This is a genomic window from Paenibacillus macquariensis, assembly GCF_900156375.1.
Classification (GTDB): Bacteria; Bacillota; Bacilli; order Paenibacillales; family Paenibacillaceae; genus Paenibacillus_AQ; species Paenibacillus_AQ macquariensis.
This window is the reverse complement of the sequence record NZ_FTNK01000002.1, coordinates 548790-568084: the sequence shown is the minus strand read 5'-3', so window position 1 is coordinate 568084 and position 19295 is coordinate 548790. Positions and strand designations below refer to the sequence as shown.

24 protein-coding genes are annotated in these 19295 nt (G+C 42.4%); 3 read left to right on the top strand and 21 right to left on the bottom strand.

From position 1 onward, the window contains the following. A partial coding sequence (locus tag BW961_RS05635) for an IS3 family transposase (protein WP_139331539.1) occupies positions 1-303 on the top strand: 303 nt, incomplete at its 5' end. A 111-nt stretch (positions 304-414) separates the two neighbouring features. Here BW961_RS05635 and BW961_RS05630 read toward each other — a convergent pair. Both BW961_RS05630 and BW961_RS05625 read right to left on the bottom strand, forming a co-directional pair. Beyond that, positions 415-1305, bottom strand: a complete 891-nt coding sequence (locus BW961_RS05630) for a hypothetical protein (protein WP_068581848.1) — start codon at positions 1303-1305, stop codon at positions 415-417. 195 nt (positions 1306-1500) lie between these two features. Beyond that, positions 1501-2229, bottom strand: a complete 729-nt coding sequence (locus BW961_RS05625; protein ID WP_139331538.1) for an MFS transporter — start codon at positions 2227-2229, stop codon at positions 1501-1503. Between the two features lie 32 nt (positions 2230-2261). On the opposite strand from BW961_RS05625, the gene BW961_RS05620 reads away from it, so the two are divergent. Both BW961_RS05620 and BW961_RS05615 read left to right on the top strand, forming a co-directional pair. After that, complete coding sequence (locus BW961_RS05620; protein WP_082867373.1) at positions 2262-2507, top strand: TetR-like C-terminal domain-containing protein; 246 nt, start codon at positions 2262-2264, stop codon at positions 2505-2507. 247 nt (positions 2508-2754) lie between these two features. Then, positions 2755-3666, top strand: coding sequence for a metallophosphoesterase (locus tag BW961_RS05615; protein ID WP_211269754.1), 912 nt, complete (start codon positions 2755-2757; stop codon positions 3664-3666). Between the two features lie 95 nt (positions 3667-3761). On the opposite strand, the gene BW961_RS05610 is transcribed toward BW961_RS05615, so the two are convergent. The 19 genes from BW961_RS05610 to BW961_RS05520 form a co-directional block, all read right to left on the bottom strand. Further along, entirely contained in the window at positions 3762-4232 is a 471-nt protein-coding gene (locus tag BW961_RS05610) for a DinB family protein (RefSeq protein ID WP_068581839.1), read from the bottom strand. A gap of 390 nt (positions 4233-4622) precedes the next feature. Beyond that, positions 4623-5153, bottom strand: a complete 531-nt coding sequence (locus tag BW961_RS05605; protein ID WP_068581836.1) for a redoxin domain-containing protein — start codon at positions 5151-5153, stop codon at positions 4623-4625. 2 nt (positions 5154-5155) lie between these two features. Beyond that, positions 5156-5875: an ABC transporter ATP-binding protein gene (locus BW961_RS05600; protein ID WP_068581833.1), complete on the bottom strand. Its 720-nt coding sequence runs from the start codon at positions 5873-5875 to the stop codon at positions 5156-5158. After that, positions 5868-6689, bottom strand: a complete 822-nt coding sequence (locus BW961_RS05595) for an ABC transporter permease (RefSeq protein WP_068581830.1) — start codon at positions 6687-6689, stop codon at positions 5868-5870. Before BW961_RS05595 ends, BW961_RS05600 begins: the two co-directional genes overlap by 8 nt. Then, a complete protein-coding gene (locus tag BW961_RS05590; RefSeq protein ID WP_068581827.1) occupies positions 6689-7249 on the bottom strand; it encodes a nitrous oxide reductase accessory protein NosL in 561 nt (186 codons plus the stop codon). The genes BW961_RS05595 and BW961_RS05590 overlap by 1 nt, the downstream gene beginning before the upstream one ends. Then, a complete protein-coding gene (locus tag BW961_RS05585; RefSeq protein WP_082867372.1) occupies positions 7246-8613 on the bottom strand; it encodes a right-handed parallel beta-helix repeat-containing protein in 1368 nt (455 codons plus the stop codon). The genes BW961_RS05590 and BW961_RS05585 overlap by 4 nt, the downstream gene beginning before the upstream one ends. Positions 8614-8873: 260 nt before the next feature. Beyond that, complete coding sequence (locus BW961_RS05580) at positions 8874-9530, bottom strand: response regulator (protein WP_068581824.1); 657 nt, start codon at positions 9528-9530, stop codon at positions 8874-8876. Continuing rightward, a complete protein-coding gene (locus tag BW961_RS05575) occupies positions 9527-10369 on the bottom strand; it encodes a sensor histidine kinase (protein WP_068581821.1) in 843 nt (280 codons plus the stop codon). The genes BW961_RS05580 and BW961_RS05575 overlap by 4 nt, the downstream gene beginning before the upstream one ends. Positions 10370-10751: 382 nt before the next feature. Continuing rightward, positions 10752-11714, bottom strand: a complete 963-nt coding sequence (locus BW961_RS05570; protein WP_068581818.1) for an NAD(P)H-dependent flavin oxidoreductase — start codon at positions 11712-11714, stop codon at positions 10752-10754. A gap of 15 nt (positions 11715-11729) precedes the next feature. Continuing rightward, positions 11730-12056 (bottom strand): CHY zinc finger protein, encoded by a 327-nt coding sequence (locus BW961_RS05565; RefSeq protein ID WP_068581815.1) that lies wholly within the window; start codon positions 12054-12056, stop codon positions 11730-11732. Then, a complete protein-coding gene (locus BW961_RS05560; RefSeq protein WP_068581812.1) occupies positions 12057-12860 on the bottom strand; it encodes an energy-coupling factor transporter transmembrane component T family protein in 804 nt (267 codons plus the stop codon). Next, positions 12861-13709: an ATP-binding cassette domain-containing protein gene (locus BW961_RS05555; protein WP_068581809.1), complete on the bottom strand. Its 849-nt coding sequence runs from the start codon at positions 13707-13709 to the stop codon at positions 12861-12863. It lies immediately after the preceding gene. Continuing rightward, on the bottom strand, positions 13694-14494 hold the full coding sequence (locus BW961_RS05550) for an energy-coupling factor transporter ATPase (protein WP_068581807.1): 801 nt from the start codon (positions 14492-14494) through the stop codon (positions 13694-13696). Before BW961_RS05550 ends, BW961_RS05555 begins: the two co-directional genes overlap by 16 nt. Beyond that, the gene (locus tag BW961_RS05545; protein WP_068581805.1) at positions 14495-15316 is read right to left on the bottom strand and encodes an SDR family NAD(P)-dependent oxidoreductase; all 822 of its coding nucleotides are present in this window, start codon (positions 15314-15316) and stop codon (positions 14495-14497) included. After that, positions 15313-15657, bottom strand: a complete 345-nt coding sequence (locus BW961_RS05540; protein WP_068581802.1) for a MaoC family dehydratase — start codon at positions 15655-15657, stop codon at positions 15313-15315. The genes BW961_RS05545 and BW961_RS05540 overlap by 4 nt, the downstream gene beginning before the upstream one ends. Then, entirely contained in the window at positions 15635-16033 is a 399-nt protein-coding gene (locus tag BW961_RS05535; RefSeq protein ID WP_068581799.1) for a hotdog family protein, read from the bottom strand. The genes BW961_RS05540 and BW961_RS05535 overlap by 23 nt, the downstream gene beginning before the upstream one ends. After that, positions 16030-17181, bottom strand: a complete 1152-nt coding sequence (locus tag BW961_RS05530; protein WP_068581796.1) for a thiolase family protein — start codon at positions 17179-17181, stop codon at positions 16030-16032. The genes BW961_RS05535 and BW961_RS05530 overlap by 4 nt, the downstream gene beginning before the upstream one ends. Then, the gene (locus BW961_RS05525; protein ID WP_068581793.1) at positions 17178-18662 is read right to left on the bottom strand and encodes an AMP-binding protein; all 1485 of its coding nucleotides are present in this window, start codon (positions 18660-18662) and stop codon (positions 17178-17180) included. The genes BW961_RS05530 and BW961_RS05525 overlap by 4 nt, the downstream gene beginning before the upstream one ends. Before the next feature lie 30 nt (positions 18663-18692). Next, on the bottom strand, positions 18693-19247 hold the full coding sequence (locus BW961_RS05520; RefSeq protein WP_068581786.1) for a biotin transporter BioY: 555 nt from the start codon (positions 19245-19247) through the stop codon (positions 18693-18695). Between the last annotated feature and the right edge of the window lie 48 nt (positions 19248-19295).

Genomic DNA, 19295 nt, shown 5'->3' with positions numbered 1-19295 from the left:
CCGGAGGCCATTTTGCACTCTGACCAAGGAATGCACTATACACACCCCAAATTCCGTCTTCTCGTCCGTAAAGCAGGATTTACACAGTCCATGTCCCGTAAAGGTAACTGCTGGGATAACGCCTCCATGGAGACATTCTTCGGCCATATGAAGGATGATTTAGAGTATAGGTCATGTATGACCCTCACGGAGTTACGAGCACAAGTCGATGACTATATCACTTACTATAACTCTGAACGATATCAATGGGCATTAAAAAAGATGACTCCTGATGAATTCAGAAGTCATCTGCTCACTGCCTAAGGAAGGTCTTCTTTTTCAAACTTTCCACAAATACGGTCACAGTTCATAATGGCTCTCGACGGTCGTTATATAGGATTATTCATTTCTACATCATGTCTTGAGACTCTACTATTAACTCAACCTCTGTTGAAGTATAACAGCCAGATCTTCAGCTGTTTCCCAAACAATTGGACGAATATCTTTGATTTGTACAAAAAGCTTATCGGAATCTCTGCTGTTCACGGTCCATATCACTGGGATCTTCAAACCGAGTGCATATCCCGCCGTAAAATACACCTCAGGGGATTGCCCGGTTAAATCTGCGATAATCAGTTTACTGTCCGCGATAAGCTCTAAGGAATACTTTTCGCGATTATGTGTATTCGTATGGGTAAGCAAACGAGGCTGATAACCGCACTGCTCGATTTTAGGCAACAACCTATCCAGCCATGCTGTGTGCAAGTCCTCCTCATCTGAGATGAGAACGACGCATGGTTTTAATTTTTTTCTTCCAGCGCTTGCGGCGGCTTCACGCCATCCCTTTTCCGTAAGCTTAAAGGTCATACCTTCTCTGATAAGAAACTTCTCAGTACTCAGCTTATCAATGATATATACCAGCTCTTGCAGATTGAGAGAATACGTCAGGTTATAGCTTCTAGAGAGTGGCTGAATAACAACCGGCTCCCCCGGTCCTTCGGAATGTCTATACAAATATTGCAGTAGACGGTTTCCTTTATCTTCAATGGTCGCAGGAATGTTCGGAGAATTTGTAATGGATTCCAAGTCGTCGACCGATAAAGTGACCATTTCATCACACTCTGTCAGCTCACGGATATATGCCGATACTAAATGAAGTATGCTGCGTTTCTTTTGGTGAGGGAACGAATTAATAGGTTCGTAGCTGTCTCTCAGTAGGCTATAGAACCCACCTGGTGAACAGGAACAGCCTATATATCTATCGTAATCGCCTTCCGGTTGAATGGAGACAATCTCATCGCAGAACAAACAGTGTTTCTTAATCATGACAACTCATCACCTCTTATCAATTGGTATCCTCTACCTTACCAAGATTTTTTTGAAAAGTAGACAAGAAAATATTTCCTTGAGTTTTCGTATAGATTCCGTCAATGGATTAAGTCTGCTCGCTTGTCATTGATGATTAACATGAATAAAAAGAAAACCCGCAATATTTGCGGGTTGCTGTCGAACATGACAATGCTATATGGCATTGTGATTCTGAAGGGACTGCTTTCGTGCGATGGTGCAGACCATAGTACAAACCAACTGAAAGTAGCGCAATGACTCCTGCGAAAAATACATCATTCGGTAATTCGTAAAGGATGCAATTAGTCCCATGAAGTAAGAACCAACGCCATAACCGAAGTCAAACAACAAGAAAAACGTCGCATTGGCGATCCCTCTGCGGTGTTCGGGAGGCTGTACGATCGCAAGCGCATGGAAACAAGAGAAAAGCGCCCCGTATCCCGCTCCCATAATGAAGCCGGCCACCAAAACTATCGTTCCTGAGTTCGCCTGACTTAATAGGTACATACCGATTGTGAACAACACAATCCCGGGATAGTATACGTAATGTTCGTTATGTTTATCGAATACTTTTCCAACAAGAGGTCGGAATAATACAATCATGATCGCAAACGCTACAAAAAAGATACCCCCCATTTGAGACTGATGGATCTCATTTGTATACGTGGCCATAAATCCAGCTAATGAGCTATAGGATACGGCAAGAAGAAACCCGACTAATGAAATAGGCAACGCCTTAGGCTCGATAAAGTCATTCCAATGCATACCTTTTTTTCGCTTAACAGGTTCGACGTTCAATTCCATCGTTGATTCACCTTGTTTGGGCTGACCTACCCGTATCCACATCGTAAACAGCAGAGAAAGCGCAGCAAGGACACTAACGCTCACAAGCAATAACGTGATATTCTTGTCTTGCCATAGATAAAGTCCACTCCATGATGCTGGCGAGTAAAGGCGCTCCTTATTTCCGTAATCGGTTCCTTATCTTTCTTCATGATGAGTTTAGGAATGAGGTGAATGTAACCCAAGGAATCAACCAAGGGTTAGATGAAGATGTTATCATTAGGTTTGTTGCATCAGCTTATGTAGGGGTAGTGGAATGGTGGTTCACGAATGAGAAGCCTGTACCACATCAAGTGTTCGCCGAACAATTGGGGACATTGTTGGAGAGGAATTTATAAGGAGGTGTAGCATATGGTTTTTGTATTTTTGTTAATTTTTGCTTTTTACGGAGCTACTAATTATTATATTTGCAACAAGATTTTCAAATGGTTACAACATTTATTTCCTAACATAAACAGAATCGTATTTGGAATTATTTATAGCTTATTTGCTTTAACAACAATCCTAAATTTTCTACTACCCTCTTCGACTATTATACTAAATTCAAATATCGTAAATGTAATTGGACAAATAGGGGAATATTGGATGGGAGTATATTTCTATATGCTCTTGCTTTTGATCATTACGAATATCATCTTATTCATAGGTAGAAGGATACACCTACTCCCTGCTCCAGTACCTCATTCTATTGTATTCCATACTAGGTCCTTAGTTATTATCACCGTAATAGGTTTGGTGTTATATGGAACTTATAATGCTAATCAGATAAAAGATGTCTCATATCAGGTTCAAATAGATAAAGATAACTCATTAGATAATCTGAATGTTGTACTGATAAGTGACTTACATTTAGGATACATAAATGATGTAACGTTTATTGCGGAGATCGTTGATCGCATTAATGCTCTACAGCCGGATGTTGTGTTGATGTCTGGTGATATATTTAATGGCAACTACTATGCCCTCTCTGATCCTTCCAAAGCAATCGAAGAATTGAATAGTATTAAGTCAACTTATGGTGTTTATGCTTCCTTAGGTAATCATGATGCAGGACGATCCTATGATAAGATAGTTAATTTTATTGAGAAAAGTAATATTCACCTACTAAATGATGAGCATATCATTATTGATAATAAATTTGTCTTAATTGGAAGAAAGGATTCATCACCCATTGGTGAGCAAGGAACATCAAGAGGAGATATTAGCGAAATATTTAAAAAGATAGATAAAAAGTTGCCAGTTATCGTGATGGATCATCAACCAGCTAATATGATTGAATATGGAAATGAAGTCGATTTGATCGTTAGCGGGCACACGCATCAAGGCCAAATATTCCCGGCCAATCTAATCACAAATGCTATGTTTACTGTAGATTATGGGTACTATCAGCAAGATAAAGATAGTCCTCAAGTGATTGTTACATCGGGTGTGGGTACTTGGGGACCTCCATTACGAATTGGTACACATAGTGAGATTGTGCAGATTACAATCGATTAATGAAATGATCCTTATTTGTTTCATGCTCTATGTGTCATAAATATAATAAACAGTGGCACAAATCCTTATACGGATTTGTGCCACTGTTCTACGTATTAATGTTGTTCTCTTGTTGGACCCATTACTCCAGGAACAGGTAAACCGGCTTGACGTAATAAGACAGTCATTTGACCGCGATGATGTGTCTGATGGTCAACAATTTTTCGCAAAATTTGACTGCGTGTTGTCGTCGTACCAAATGCAGGAACTTCTTCAAATAATGACTCATCGGATAAGCTATTTATCGCAGTTGATAAGTCCTTAGCCATTGTCTCATATGCCTCTACGATTGTCTTAACAGAAGTTGGTACTTCTGCTGGATTGCCAACTGGGGGTATTTCTAGACCCGCAAATTTAGATAAAAATACAGGAGCATTTGTTAAATGCCATGCTAACCAACCAAGTGTACTATGTCCCTCAACGATGGCTTGGTCTAACTTGTTATCTGACATGGCATTAAACACTTTAACAGTCCCAGCAACTGATTCATTCCAGTCTAGGATGAAATCTTCTACTTTACGATACATATTTGTGTATTCCTCCTTATTTTTCTACTTTAATATTACTAAATAATAATAATTTAAAAAGATAAAAAACGCTAATATCGGAGACCATCCCAACCGGGAACAGCACCAATCACCGGGAGTAATCCTAACAAGTTAGCGGACACACGCATCAAGGACAAATATTCCCGGCCAATCTAATCACAAATGCTATGTTTACTGTGGATTATGGGAACTATCAGCAAGATATAGATAGTCCTCAAGTGATCGTTACATCTGGTGTGGGTACTTGGAGACCTCCATTACGAATTGGTACACATAGTGAGATTGTTCAGATTATAATCGATTAATGAAATGATCTTGTTTGATAAAATGAAAGAAATGACCGGAGTAGCATAAGCTATTCCGGTCATTTTAATTAACACTATCAGTTATATTAAGCCATTCTTGCAACAAGGTGAAATCTGTAATTTCGCCCAATATGGCATTACGGATGTGACCCTCTCCATCAATAATAAACGTAGCGGGAAGCGCAGCAACACCATACAAATTGGAGATTCTACCTGTAACATCGATAGCAGCAGGTAACGAAAATTGGTGATCCTTCAGATAATCGGATACTGTTGCTTTAGATTCTCCGACATTTATAAACAAGGTTTCTACTTGAGAATTCGAAGACGTATGAAGGTTATTAAGCAGCGGCATCTCCCGCACGCAGGGTTTACACCAAGAAGCCCAGAAATTGATCAGAACACGCTGACCACGGTAATCCTTTAACTGAACCTTTTCACCAGTCAGGGTAGTGATCTCAAATTCTGGGGCAATAGCATCCACTTCAATCGTTCCAGTTGAGGTGCTGTTCTCATTGTGTATAGAATGGTATAGTACCCACGCCGCCGCAGCGACAGCAGCGATAATAATTAGGAATTCAAATAATCGGCGCATTTTTATTTCAAACCCAAACTATGATTAAAGGCAGCATACAGAGAACCGAATTCGGTACGAATATCTTCGGTAGGACCTGAGCCAACATTCTTTCCATGGCTAAGAAAAACGATCTGATCGGCTATCTTGTCTGCAACCTCCAGCTGATGTGTGGAGAAAACGACCGTGTGTCCTTCTTCCCTGATGCCTTGCAGTAGACTGACAAATTCATTCATCCAGAAAGGGTCAAGCCCGTTAGTAGGCTCGTCCATAATCAGAAGCGGCGGTTTGGCGAGCAACGCTTGACCGAACAAGATACGCTGGCGCATCCCTTTGGAAAAAGTGTTGACCAGATGTTTGCGTTTGTCCTCCAGACCTACTAAAGCAAGAACTTCGCTGACTCTTACCTTTCGCTTAGGAATCCTGCGTAGCGCTGCCCAAAATGTCAGCGCCTCCTCTGCCGTCAGTCCCTGATTGAACTGATAATCATCAGGCATATATCCAATCTGCTGCGAGAATTGTTTACGTGATTTGTTCCAATATAGACCATTCACTGAGATTTCCCCCAAACTGGGCTGGAGAATACCTGCAATCATCCGCAGAACGGTACTTTTCCCGGCTCCGTTGCCGCCGCATAGTGCAAGCACGCTTCCACGTGGAATCTTAAAGCTGATCTCTTCCACCAATATCTGCTTCCTTATGGCCTTGGAGACTCCATTTACATTCACTAATGGGTCATCCACGAGAGCGCCCCCTTTCCCATATTCGATATACAGCCAGAATTGAAATAAGAATCCAAGCCAGACAGACTAACATAAACAACAGACTTCCAGTGGATCTGCCAATCCACTCAACCCACTGATAATATTCAGGACCAAGCACTGAACCTCCTCCTAGCTTAATCACGACGAACAGGCGCACGAGCTCCGCCGGATTGAGGATCGTGAGTGCGACTAGCAAAGGTTTGATCCAAAGATACGGCATTAGACCTAAAATGGCGATTAAAAAGGTTGGCCAGCCAATTATGGTGAAAAACCAAACCGAAACGGAGACGGTCAGCGCTTGCCAGCGGTTACGCGACAACGAACCGATAAACAGAGCGACGGTCAAAAAGAGTAAAACAAGTCCGGCTGAGAAAGCCAAAAGGAGAAAATAAGTAGCGGAATCAAAAGCCATACCGATTAACCCACTTATCATTCCCATCAGACCATAGCCGGTAGCCACAATAATAAGTAGTACAACAGCCAGCCCTGTGTATTTGCCAAGAATAAATGACATGGTTCCTATCGGATAAGTAGATAAGAGTTGCCAGCTGCCCTCTTCCTTCTCAGAGGTCAAGGAGAACGATCCTAGAAATAAGGTCATCAGCGGCAGCAAGTACAGAATCAGACTTAACATAGAGCCTGTAACGGCACTATAGCCTTGAACCACATTTTGTGAATTAATCAGTAGCAGTCCTAGACTAAACGTGCATAACAGTGCCAAAAATGAATATGCCCATGGATTGCGGAACCCCATCTTGATTTCTCTGTGGGCTACTTGTAGCATGTCGGCCATTATCGCTTATCCATCTCTTTGTCTGAATTCATGCCTTCATGATCCTCAGACATATGCTCGTCCATATGACTGTCACCACCATTCATATCCATGTTCATCATATCTGTGTTTTGTTTCCAGTCATGGGAGGAGAGATTACTTGCTGTCAGGACGGTGCCGACACCCTGCTCTTTTATAAAGGCTTCTGTTGAAGCCTTGTCTTTGAAGCTGATGACTCCATAAGCCATAGGTGTACGTAGTGTCTCATCATAGACATAGCTGGCTTTATTGAATTCAATCCACTCTTTGTCGTTATAATCCCGCACATATTCCATCCCAATATTTTCGGTTCCATTCTTTTTCTTCCATTCGTTCATACAGCCAATATCATCAAACTTATAGTTTTTCCCTTCTTTAGTAATCAGCTGGGTGGCAAAAGCATCGTCTTTGACCTGCATGTTACAAATCACGCAAGTATCCACCGCTTCATTAACCGCCAAAGGCTCATACTTCTTCCCGCCACAAGCTGCCAGGACCAACACACTTATCATCAACAGTAACAGTGCAAACCATTTTTTCATAACCGTAATACCCCCATATATATTATTGTGATAACAGAGACAAATAACAGCAGTAAACCTACTAACATCACCAGTCCTTGGCCTCCGCTAGCTTGTCCCTGTGTTGCTTTGTCTAGCTGCAACTGCATAAGCGGCGTAGGATCTGTAGACCATTGCGCTTTTCCGTTCGTATACATATCGCTTAAAAATGTCATGCCTGGGGATTGAAAGAAGAGCTGATACGCAGCATTTTTTGTGATTAATTGCTGGTAGAACGGATTAATCGCATAAGGAAGATCGCTTATGCCATCACCTGTAATATCTAGCCCCTCAAATGAATCCCAATAGTTCCCATTCATCTGATTATTTTTGCTCCCTGTCGCATGCGCCTCAATGACATTCGCGATAAAGCCATTGCGTTGAAACTGGTTACCTCCCGCACCCTCAAATTGAATTCCGATATAATTCCGGAGTACAAGGTTATTCTGGAGGGTATTGTCTGAGGATTGCTGCATATAAATCCCTACCCTATTTCCTTCCACCAGGTTGTTAACAATACTTGAGGTACTTACGTCATAGAGCAGTATCCCTTGGGAATGGACATTCTGACTCTGCTTGCGAAAAGAATTGCCTGAAACCACAACATCCTTTACACCCATTACCATTGCACCTGTAATGTTGTATTCTCCAATGTTATTTGAGATGGAAGAGCCGTTGATATACATACAGTGAATAGCGTATCGCAAATAGTAGAGCCGATTTTGATCTACCTTTGTATTGCGACTGTTTTCCAAGTAGATGCCATCGCGGAGATAAGAGATTTCATTCGCTCTGATATTTGTACCCTGAGAGTTATAGAGATCGATACCGTTGCCTCTTGTTCCTGAAGCAGCGCCTTTGGGAGTAAACCAGCGGATCTTATTATTTGCTATAACACAGTCATTGGCCTCACGAAGCACAATGCCGAAGCCCGCAGTATGAATGGACAAGTCTTCTAAAGTCACCTGATCGGCTTCCACTCGAATCGCTGCAGCTTCTCCCCCGTTATCCTGCTGTATATTCAAACCTTTGAGCTTCGCGTCATCCGCACTGATCAGTACTGCGACCTCGGCATCTGGATAAGAGTTTAATAGTGTTGCCCTGCCCTCTCCGTTAATGGTTAGCCTTTTATCAATGTGGACCGGACCTAGGTAAGTTCCTGGAGCCAGCGTGATCGAATCTCCGTTGTTGGCCGCATCAATAATCGGCTGCAGCGAAATCACTTCCGGATTGGGATTGGCGCTGACAGTACCGCAAGAGGCGGGATACATCAAGAATAGGCTGAATAACATCAGGATTAGAATTCTTAATGTGCCGGTGTTATTGGTATTTATGGATGGAATCATAGTTCACCCCCTTGTGAGTGATTCATTCTCTAATTGTCATTCTTAATTTTGCATGGCTCTCCTTTTATGAATACTTTTTTAGTGTAAAGAAAAGGAAGTAACATGCCTATAGCTCAATGTAGCTATCACGACAAGTAGATGTGTCTGATTTGTGAGTTATATCATATTCATCTATGAATATACTTGGTAGCACACTTATGAAAGAAAAATAAGCAATCCGGTCATCGTAAATTCCCCTGAACTCAAAAAAAAGAACCCTCTTACGAACGATTATAATCGTCCGAAATAAGTCCTTTTTCCAGTGCATACCTTGTAAGCTGCACCCTATTCTGTACCTGTAGCTTTTGCAGGATGTTCTTGAGATGATTCTTCACCGTGTATTCGGAGATGCTATAATTATCTGCAATTTTTTTGTTAGTCCATCCGGTAGCCACCCCATTAAGAATATCCTGCTCTCTGGCAGTTATGCGAACCAGAGGCTCCTTTTTTTCAGTCAAGGATACATCTTTCAAAATCTGATAGGCGACTTCCCGGCTTAAAGGCGCTTCTTCATTGATAATGGAATGTAAATACTGAAGCCAAGTTGAAGGTGCAAGATTCTTTAAGAGATAACCTTGGGCACCGCGTTTTAAGGCTTCCAAGAGATAAATCAGGTCAACCGACACAGTGATCATTACTATTTTTACATAAGGGAACATCAGTTTGATCTTCTGAGTAGCTTCCAGACCATCCATCCCCGGCATTTTGATATCCATTAGGATCAAATCCGGCAGCCACTGTGCCGTGAATTCTATCGCTTCTAGCCCATTAGTCACTACCCCAACCACTTCAAAGCTCGTATCCATGGATAAAATATCACAAATGGCCTCACGGGCATGGGCGTGATCATCGACAACCAGTATACGTGTGTGTGTCATTTTAATTCACCCTCTTTAATTAATTCCACACTCGTATACAAGTGATCGCTATGAAGCTCCATGACCCAATACAATGCCTCTGCCCTTTCCTTCATAATTTTCAAACCATATCGGTCTTTATGCATAAAAGGGTTGTTCACAAATCCTTGCCCATTATCTTTAATCGTAACCTTCCAATTGTCCTTAACTCCTTCTCCCACTATCCAACCGTGTGTAGCATCAGCATGCTTCTCCATATTCATAACAGCCTCACGAATACAGGCTAGCAGCTCGATTTTTTCTTTTGGAGATAAAAAGTTATCTGGTATCGACCAATCCACACTAATAAATATGGGGACATCCTCCACCATTTTTTTCAGCTTAGATTCCATAGATTCATGGGACATCGCACTTTTATCTTCAACGGGTTCATACTTCAAATCTGCTATAGCTTGGCGGACATAACGGTTCACTTCATGGACCGTCTTGCGTATCTGATACACGTCTTGAAGATGCCTCTCTTGATCCACATCCTGTTCTTCCAGTCGGTCTGCCTTAACGGAGAGCAGAAACAATGATTGCGCAATTCCATCATGCAGTTCTTTAGCCAATTGTTCTCTGGCTTCAAGTGCTGCTGTTACGGCACGCTCTACCTCCAGCTCCGTCTGAATGCGTTCCAGCATATCGAACATCTTGTTGAGTAGGGTAATACTGACCAGATAAACGATCAAAGGAGTGAGCCAATTTCCTAAGTCCATTGAAATAAAGGACAGTAAAAACTGATGTCTAATATATTCCCATACGCCCACTGTCAATGTTGGTATGAAAAGAATCATCCATTTAATCTGTTTATAAGTCATTTGTGCTTTCTCCATTCTCTATAAATAGTTGATGCCTTACCGTTTGATAGGATATTTGTCTAAATTTAAGCATACGTTTTTTTTCAGATACTGAACATGACTCTATGGAGCTATGAATCTACGTATATCAAAACGAAATATATCCAATGTATGAACAAATCCAAATTCCCTTTAACCGATAATGCCCCCTAGTCCTACCAAATACAAAATACCGACCTGATCGCTCAGGTCGGTACTTCGATATTGTAAAAAGGATCAGTCAATCCGCGGCATTACAACTTTACCTTTCATGTACAATAACCCCATGAACGCACCAGTGTCTCGGTCTCGTTGCAATCCTGCAAGCAATAATCTATTTGAGAATGAGTTCAAAAGGACTTTCTTATACATCTCCCCACGTTCCTCGTATCATCTCTGCCTCTTTTACCATTCTTTCAATCAACTCGGCGACCGTTGGGATATCATGGATCATGCCAGTCACTTGCCCTGCCCACCCGAAGCCTTCTTCTTTGATACCATCGTGAATCCATCGCTTATTGGCCTCACCACTAATATAGTGTTCTAGTGCTTCATAAGTAGGTGTCACACGTTCAATTTCGAGAATGTTTTCGATGTAGTCACTTCGTAAAACTCTAGCAGGTGCATGAATTGAACGTTTGATCACAGCTGTATCTGATTCTGAACTCTCAATTAAGGCCATTTTATAGGAAGTGGAAGCGTCGACACATTCTTGTGTAGCGATAAAGCGCGTACCCATTTGGATGCCATCTGCTCCAAGTGCATGGGCAGCCATCCATCCTCTGCCATCTCCGATACCACCAGAGGCTATGACGGGAATATTAACGACATCGACCACCCGGGGTACGATCACCATGGTTCCAACATCATCACGTCCCAAGTGCCCGCCACCCTCTTGCCCAACAACAATCACAGCAGATGCACCTAGTTGTTCCGCTTTTTGTGCCTGTCTACATGAGGATACGAGCACCAATGATTTAATATCCGTGGGCTGCAACATCTCCATAACAAGCGTAGGATTCCCGCCAGTAATGCTCACAATGGGTATTTTCTCATCCATTGCGATCTGGACCCACTCCTTAAATTCAACACCGTGAATACCTATGGCAAAGTTAACTCCGAATGGCTTATCAGTTAGGGTACGTGCCCGCTGAATTTCTTGGCGAAGGGCATCTGCATTCGGGAGACTCATAGCTGTGATCTGACCTAGTCCACCAGCATTGGAAACAGCTGCAGCGAGATTAGCATAGCCTAAATATCCAAGCCCTCCTTGAATAATAGGGTACTTTATTTGTAATAATTCAGTGATACGTGTATTCCAATTCATCTTCACCACCCCTTTTTATTCTTCAATACCATGCTGTTCAAAATATATTGGATAATGCGCGGTACATCTATCATTAAAGATTGCCCCGCAATGTAGGCAACTAGTAGTATACATATATTGTTGAATCGTTAACTCCGTGTGACAGCTACCGCAAAGAATGGCCAATTCGTCAAAATACTCTTGCGGCCAACGCTCGATGCTGTGATCTGCATGCTCCTCATGGCATTTATAACATGGATAGTAACGGTTGCAGCATTTAAACTTAATAGCAATAATATCTTTTTCTGTATGATAATGAATACATCGTGTTTCGTTGTCCACGACAGACCCATAAATATCCATCTAAACTCCCCCAATATTTAATAGTATCAGGGACAGTGTGATTATTATGACTATGCCCCCTAATTGATAATCCATTTGCTGAAATTTTAATTGTTTAAAGGTGGTTCTCCCTTTCCCATTACCATACGCACGTGCATCAATCGCGTAAGTTAACTGTTCGGCACGTTGAATGATGGTGAAGAGTAAAGGAATGAGCATTGGAATATATGCAAAAATTCGCTTTGGTAGTGTTAAAGACGTAATATCATAACCTCTAGCTTTTTGTGCCAAGAGAATACGATTAAGCTCCTGTACGAAGGTCGGGATAAACCGAATCGCTATAACGATCATTAATGAAAACTGCTCTACGGGCACATTCAATTTGGATAAGGGTGCTAATAACTTTTCTAGCCCGTGGGCTAATGTTAGCGGTTGTGTGGTTAACGTTAGCATAGAGGACAGTAAGATGAGTAAAATAATTCGCCATACGATAAGTATCCCGTTATGTAGCCCCTCCATTGTTATCTCTATGAATGACCAGGACCAAATGACATTTCCTTTGGTGAATACAACGTGATATAGAAAGGTAAACATCAATACAAACAATACAGGCCTTAACCCGCTCCTGAAGATATGAAATGGGATTTTGGACATCAACACCATGCCTAATACCAAGATCGTAGCAACTACGTAACTGATGAATGTTTCTAGCATTAGGAAGCTCAGCATAATGATAATGATGCTTATAATCTTAGTTCGTGGGTCAAGTCGGTGGAATAATGAATTCGTCTCCCAATATTGTCCCAGAAGTACGGTATTAGCCATTTAGCAACTCCTTGCATGCCAGATTGGCCACACTTTTTCGAATATATCCCGCTCCCTACAACTTGCGACTTCAATCTTTTGGCCGGATAATTCCTCTACTACCTTTAATAGTTGCACGGGTTCTGGCAGAGACATTCCGAGTTTCGCAAGCCATTGTCCTTGTTCTAGAAATAACGTACTCGTATCATAATGCCCTATTAAGTGTCCTTCGTGAAAAGCAATCACCTCATCCGAGTATTCGGCAACATCGTTCATTTGGTGTGATACGTTGAGAATGGTACGATTATCTTGTTGTTGCCATTCTTTAAGTAGTCGCATCAGGCTCAGGCGGCTTACAGGATCTAGACCAGCTGTAGGTTCATCTAGAATTAGTAGTCTCGGATTCATCATCAATACTGAGGCGATAGCTAAGCGGCGTTTATAACCCCCACTTAATTGGAACGGTGCCAATGGAAGAATCTCCTCGGACAGACCCACCTGAGGCAATATGAGTTCAATAGCGTGAGTGATCTGTTGAGATGAATGACCCATCATTTTTGAGGCAAAGGCTAGTTCTTTATAAACGCTCGTTTCAAAACATTGATGCTCCGGATATTGAAAAACGTATCCTATATCAGGAATGACCTTTAGTTGACCTTTGCTATCTCTTTGAACTGGCTGTTGATCAATGCTATAGTCTCCATCAATGCTAGGAATCAACCCCTTCAGCACTTTGACAAATGTAGACTTGCCAGCGCCTGTTTGGCCAATGATGGATATCCATTTACCTTCTTCGATCGTGCAACTGACATTGTGCAATGCCACTCGATCGGTATAGTTCACGCTCACATTGTTTAGTTGATAGACCATTGTATCCGAATCATCTCCTTCCAATCTGCCATTAGTGACGTAGATTGATAGAGCATTTGATACAATCTCACAGCAAAGGGGAGCTCTAATTGATAGTCTTTAACGTCAACTGTTTCAAAAAAGGTCAGCGGATTTCCATCAAATTCAATCCGTCCTTCATGTATGACTAATATGCGCTCTGCAGATAACACTTCTTCCATATGATGAGTAATGTGAATGATGGTCATGCCCAAGCGGTGTAACTCATGCATAATAGAAAGCACATGCTCCCTCCCTAATGGATCAAGCATGGAAGTAGCCTCGTCAAAAATAATGAACTGAGGTCGCATAGCGACAATAGCCGCAATAGCTACACGTTGCTTCTGACCACCTGATAGCTGGTGGGGCATCGAATCTAAGTAATCCTCCATCTGAACAGCTCGGAGTGCATGATCCAATCGGCTTTGTATTTCTTCCCTAGGCACACGAATATTCTCCATTCCAAATACCACCTCATCCATAACGTTAGTAGTAATGAATTGGTCTTCTGGATTCTGGAATACAAAGCCTATATGCTCATGGATCATATCAAGATCCGTAGGTCTTGAAGTATCTAGATTATTAAATGTCACACTGCCTTTCTTGGGTAGCAGCAATCCATCCATCAACTTGGCAATTGTAGACTTGCCGCAACCATTAGATCCGACAATTGCCACAAACTCTCCTGTTCCAATAGTAAAACTCATATTATTGATGACAGGTTGTCCTTTTTTATAATAAAAATGAACGTGATCGAATGTAATCATTTAGTTACTTCCCTTCTGATGTTGCCAGGTTGTGAAGAATGCCTCTATGCTGTGTTCAGAAAAGGCAGGTGCAGGCTTGTGCCACTTCGTGACCCTCGAACCGTTCACACCCAATATTTCACCTGTTAAATCTGCATCCGGTTGTGCAAGTAATGCGAGCACGAAGCGGGCGATATCATCTGCTTCACCCACTCGCCAGAAATCTGGAAATGGTTCATTGCGGCTAGCATACTTTTCCTCAATATGTTCGATTACAGGTCTCGTCATATCCGTTAAGGCAGCTGGTGAAATGGCATTCACCCGAATACGATTGGCCTTAAGTTCTGCGGCTAGCGTCCACACGATACCAAGCATTCCAGCTTTGGCCGCACTGTAATTCATCTGTCCCACAGAACCCGCTAACCCAGCGGTTGAGGTCATTAAGAGAATGTCACCGCCATTTATCTGCATATGAGGCAGTACTCGCTGAATGCAATAAAAAGCCCCATTTAAATGCACATCCAATACAGATGTCCACGCTTCATCCGTCATATGCAGACAGTGTTGGTCATGCAAATTGCCAGCGTTATGGATCAATACATCAGTATGTCCATACTTAGCTATGACATCATCCACCATCGAAGTGACCGCGACTGGATCAGCCACATTGGCACAGTACCCGATAGCCTCACCGCCTGTATGATGAATCTCCTCCACTACTTCGTTGATTAACGCAGGCTTCGTACCATTGACAACCACTTGATAACCGGATTGTCCTAGATGTAAGGCGATGCTGCGTCCAATGCCTCTAGTCGCTCCTGTAATTAAGGCTACCTTTTTCATTTCGACCCCTCTTTCACTGAAAAAGTACCCGAAGCAATCACTTCGCTAAATTCGATTGCCACGATCACATGGATATTGCCATCACAGACCTCATACTCAAAAATCGCTACTGTATCTACTAATAGTGGATTGTGAAATTTCATACTATAGGTCGTGATCCATTGTGTTGGATGATCGGTTAAATACAAAGATTGTGCTAATCCCATAATATACATGCCATGCGCGACAGTCCTCTTATATCCAGCCTTTGCTGCGGCTTCAACATTCAGGTGAATGGCAGCCTTATCGTTAGAGGTAGCGGCATATTGCTGAATAGCTTCAGCGGTTATGTGTTTCTTCATTTTGATCACCTACTCGAATTAATACGGTATCTGCTGTGACGATGAGATCACCGTTACATTTGCAAACAAGGGTATGGGTATATAGAGTCAAATCTCCCTGACTTCCTACTTTTTTCTCCACCTTCGAAAGAGATAATTCACAATCTAAGATCATCTCCGCAATAATGGGTGCCTTGTATGAAAAGTGCTGTGAACCGTGAATAAAAGGGCCTTCCACATTCAACCAAGGAATATCGAATGATTGCCAGAAAATAATCGGCATCGTTGCGGGTGCGATGATATCGCCATGTATCCGTTGCAAGGGAGCTTCGATACTTTGAGCATAGTCCGTAATCCATTCAGCGGTGATATGAAGTCGATGTTGGACGCTGTTCATTCGATAGCCTCCACGAGGGTTGCAAGACCTATCCCGCCACCAATACCTAGGGTGGCAAGACCTCGCTTATAAGGTTTGTGCAGCATTTCCGCACATAAGCGCGTCATTAATATGGCTCCTGAAGCACCATAAGGATGTCCAATGGCTAGTGCGCCTCCTCCACGATTGACCTTTTCCTCTGGAATCTGAAGCTCCTTCAGCGAAGCCAATACTTGCGAGGCAAACGCTTCATTGAACTCCACGATATCCAAATCGGCGACCGTCAGACATTGACGATTTAGCACCTTCTGAACAGCTGGGACAGGACCGATACCTAAATAATTCGGATCTACACCTGCAGCTTGAGCATCAACCACTCGCAGAATAGGTTTTAGGTTAAGCTCCTTACATTTTTCATGGGACATGATGAGAACAAGAGATGCCCCATCATTAAGAGGACACGCATTGCCAGCGGTTACGGTTCCCTCTTCCAGAAAGATTGGTGATAGTCGTTGCAGCTTGTCCAGGCTCGTATCGGCTCTTGGACATTCATCGTGGATAATCCATTGGCCATTCACTTGAACAGGAACAATTTCTTGCAGAAAACGGCCTGTTTGCTGTGCGTGAATCGCTTTTTGATGACTTGTTAAAGAATAACGGTCCTGTTCGTCTCTAGAAATTGCATATTGTTTAGCGACATTCTCCGCTGCAATACCCATATCAGGGTCACCATAGGAACTTGGCGTGAAGTGAGCACGTGTGTATAGCTGCGGTACACCCATTAGAGTCTGTGGCTTGGCCATTTTCCATGGTGCGCGACTTGTGCTCTCAACTCCACCTGCTAAATAAATCTCACCCGCGCCGCTCTGAATTAACCGTGCCGCTATATTGATAGCCTCTAGACCAGAACCGCACTGTCGATCAACAGTGACACCTGGGACCGTGACTGGAAGTCCTGCTTCTAGAGCAGCAACTCGTGCAATATTGCCACCTAGACCTACGACATTACCAATGATGACATCATCGATTAAATCCTCTGGTAAATTCGTTACTGCTACCAGATGTCGAATAAGCGGTGCTAATAAACCTTCTGGCTCAAGAGTACTTAATCTGCCGCCCATCTTGCCGATAGGGGTACGTTTAGCCATTACAATTACAGCCTCAGTCATACCATCACTCTTTTCATGTCGTCTTTCATGGCCTGACGAGCCATTTTCCCACTACTTGTATAGATGAATTGATCTACTGTGATAATCTGCTTCGGGGATTTGTAGCTCGCTAAATGCTGACGGCAGTAATTCTTAATTTCTTCTGTAGACAAGCGCTGTTGACCACTCCATTTCACGAGTGCCGTCACCTGTTCACCCCAGTAGGCATCTGGCACGCCAAGCACCATCACTTCTTGAATTTCTGGAATCTGCTGTAGCACAGACTCTACTTCCTCTGGAAACACATTAAGGCCTCCGGTTACCATCATATTGTTAGAGCGACCAGCCATATATAAGTAGCCATACTGATCTATATACATAAAGTCTCCAGTAATGAGCCACCCATCTCGAAAAACGGAAGTCGTTTCCTCAAGTAATTGATAATAACCTTTAAACATCATTTCACTTCGAATGTATAGCTGCCCGATGCTATCGGTGGGTACTTCTTGAAAATGTTCGTCACGAATAGAGATCTCTACGCCATGGAAAGGCCTGCCTACTGAATTGAGCTTGTTTGCGGCATGAATATCCAAATAACTGATATAACTAGCTTCAGAGGATCCGTAAAATTCGTATAGTTTTACCCCACCAAATACCTCTTTGCACCTATTCTTCGATGTCTCAGTCCACTTCCCACCCGAACTAATCAAAGCTTGTATTTGCGTCGCGCGAGGTATCGTCTCCTGTATCATCGATTCAATCATCGTTGGTACGACATACAAAATCATCTCGGGGATTTGTTTACACAATTGCAGAACCTTACTTGCGTTGAAATCTTTTACAATATGAAAGGTAGCACCAGTGTATAGACTCTGCATGATAGCGAATAACGACAAAGAGTGTACAAATGGACCAGGGGCTAACACATGCGTCATGTTGTTCAGCTGGAAAGCTTCACTCGTAGACTTAAAACTGTTCAACCACGACAAATGTGTGCGCATATACCCCTTTGGTGTTCCTGTTGTGCCTGAAGTAAAACCGATAAATAATAGTTCATTGGTGTTATCTATTTCAGCCTCTGGCTGTAAAGTATCTATCCAGCTTTCATAAAAACCCGCTTCTTCAGCTGCTGAAAAGGTAAGAAGTTGGATTTGTTTGTCGTGTAAGACTAGCTTCTTAGCGAATGCAGTCTCTGCAAAAATCATTTTTGGTTGACACTGCTCTACTATGGCATTCACTTCTTTTGAACTCCATTTTGGATCCAACGGAATAGGCACACACCCTGCATAGATCGCTCCAAGAAAAACCTCCACAAATTCGATACGATTCGTAGATATAATAGCAATCCTGTCGTGGTTTAGACCATTTCGTTGTAAACCCAGTGCAATTTGTTTCATCCTCTGTACTAATGCAGAATAAGTACGGCACTTATTACCATCAGATAAAGCGATTTGGTCAGGTTGCTGCGTTGCATAGTGTAGTAATGGTTCTACTAGATTCATTGCTCATCACACCTATTCTAAATTTCAGTACTATGTGTTATTCACTTTTTCTTCTATCGGACTGACGGCTTTTAACTGTAGTGCAATGATGGCTACGATAATGGCTTTAAGACAATCTCCTGGTAGAAATGCGGTAGCACCCACAAGACCTGCCCACACCGATGTATGTGTAATGATAGCCATGACTGGCGCACCGATTAAACTTATAAGCACAACACCAAATACAAGATTAATGACGATAACTTTCCATGTTCTTAACGAGGACCACACCTTTTCGGTCATATAACCGATACAGAAAGCGGCGACTGGCCAGCTTAGAATGTAACCAACAGATGGTCCTACGAATACAGAGAGACCTCCACGTCCACCCGACAATAAAGGTAAACCTAAAGCGACTAATACGATAAATAAAATCAAACTAAGCGCACCCGTCTTCTTTCCTAAAAAGGATCCTGCTAGCATGACGCCAAGAGTTTGTGCGGTAATTGGAACTGGGATAAAACCCAGTGTAATGGGTGGAATCATGCCTAATACCCCTATGAATGCAGCGAATAATGCTGCAAATACCATCTCTTTTGTTTTCATTTGCGACCTCCATTATTATGATGAACAATTAAATTTCTACTAGAGTCG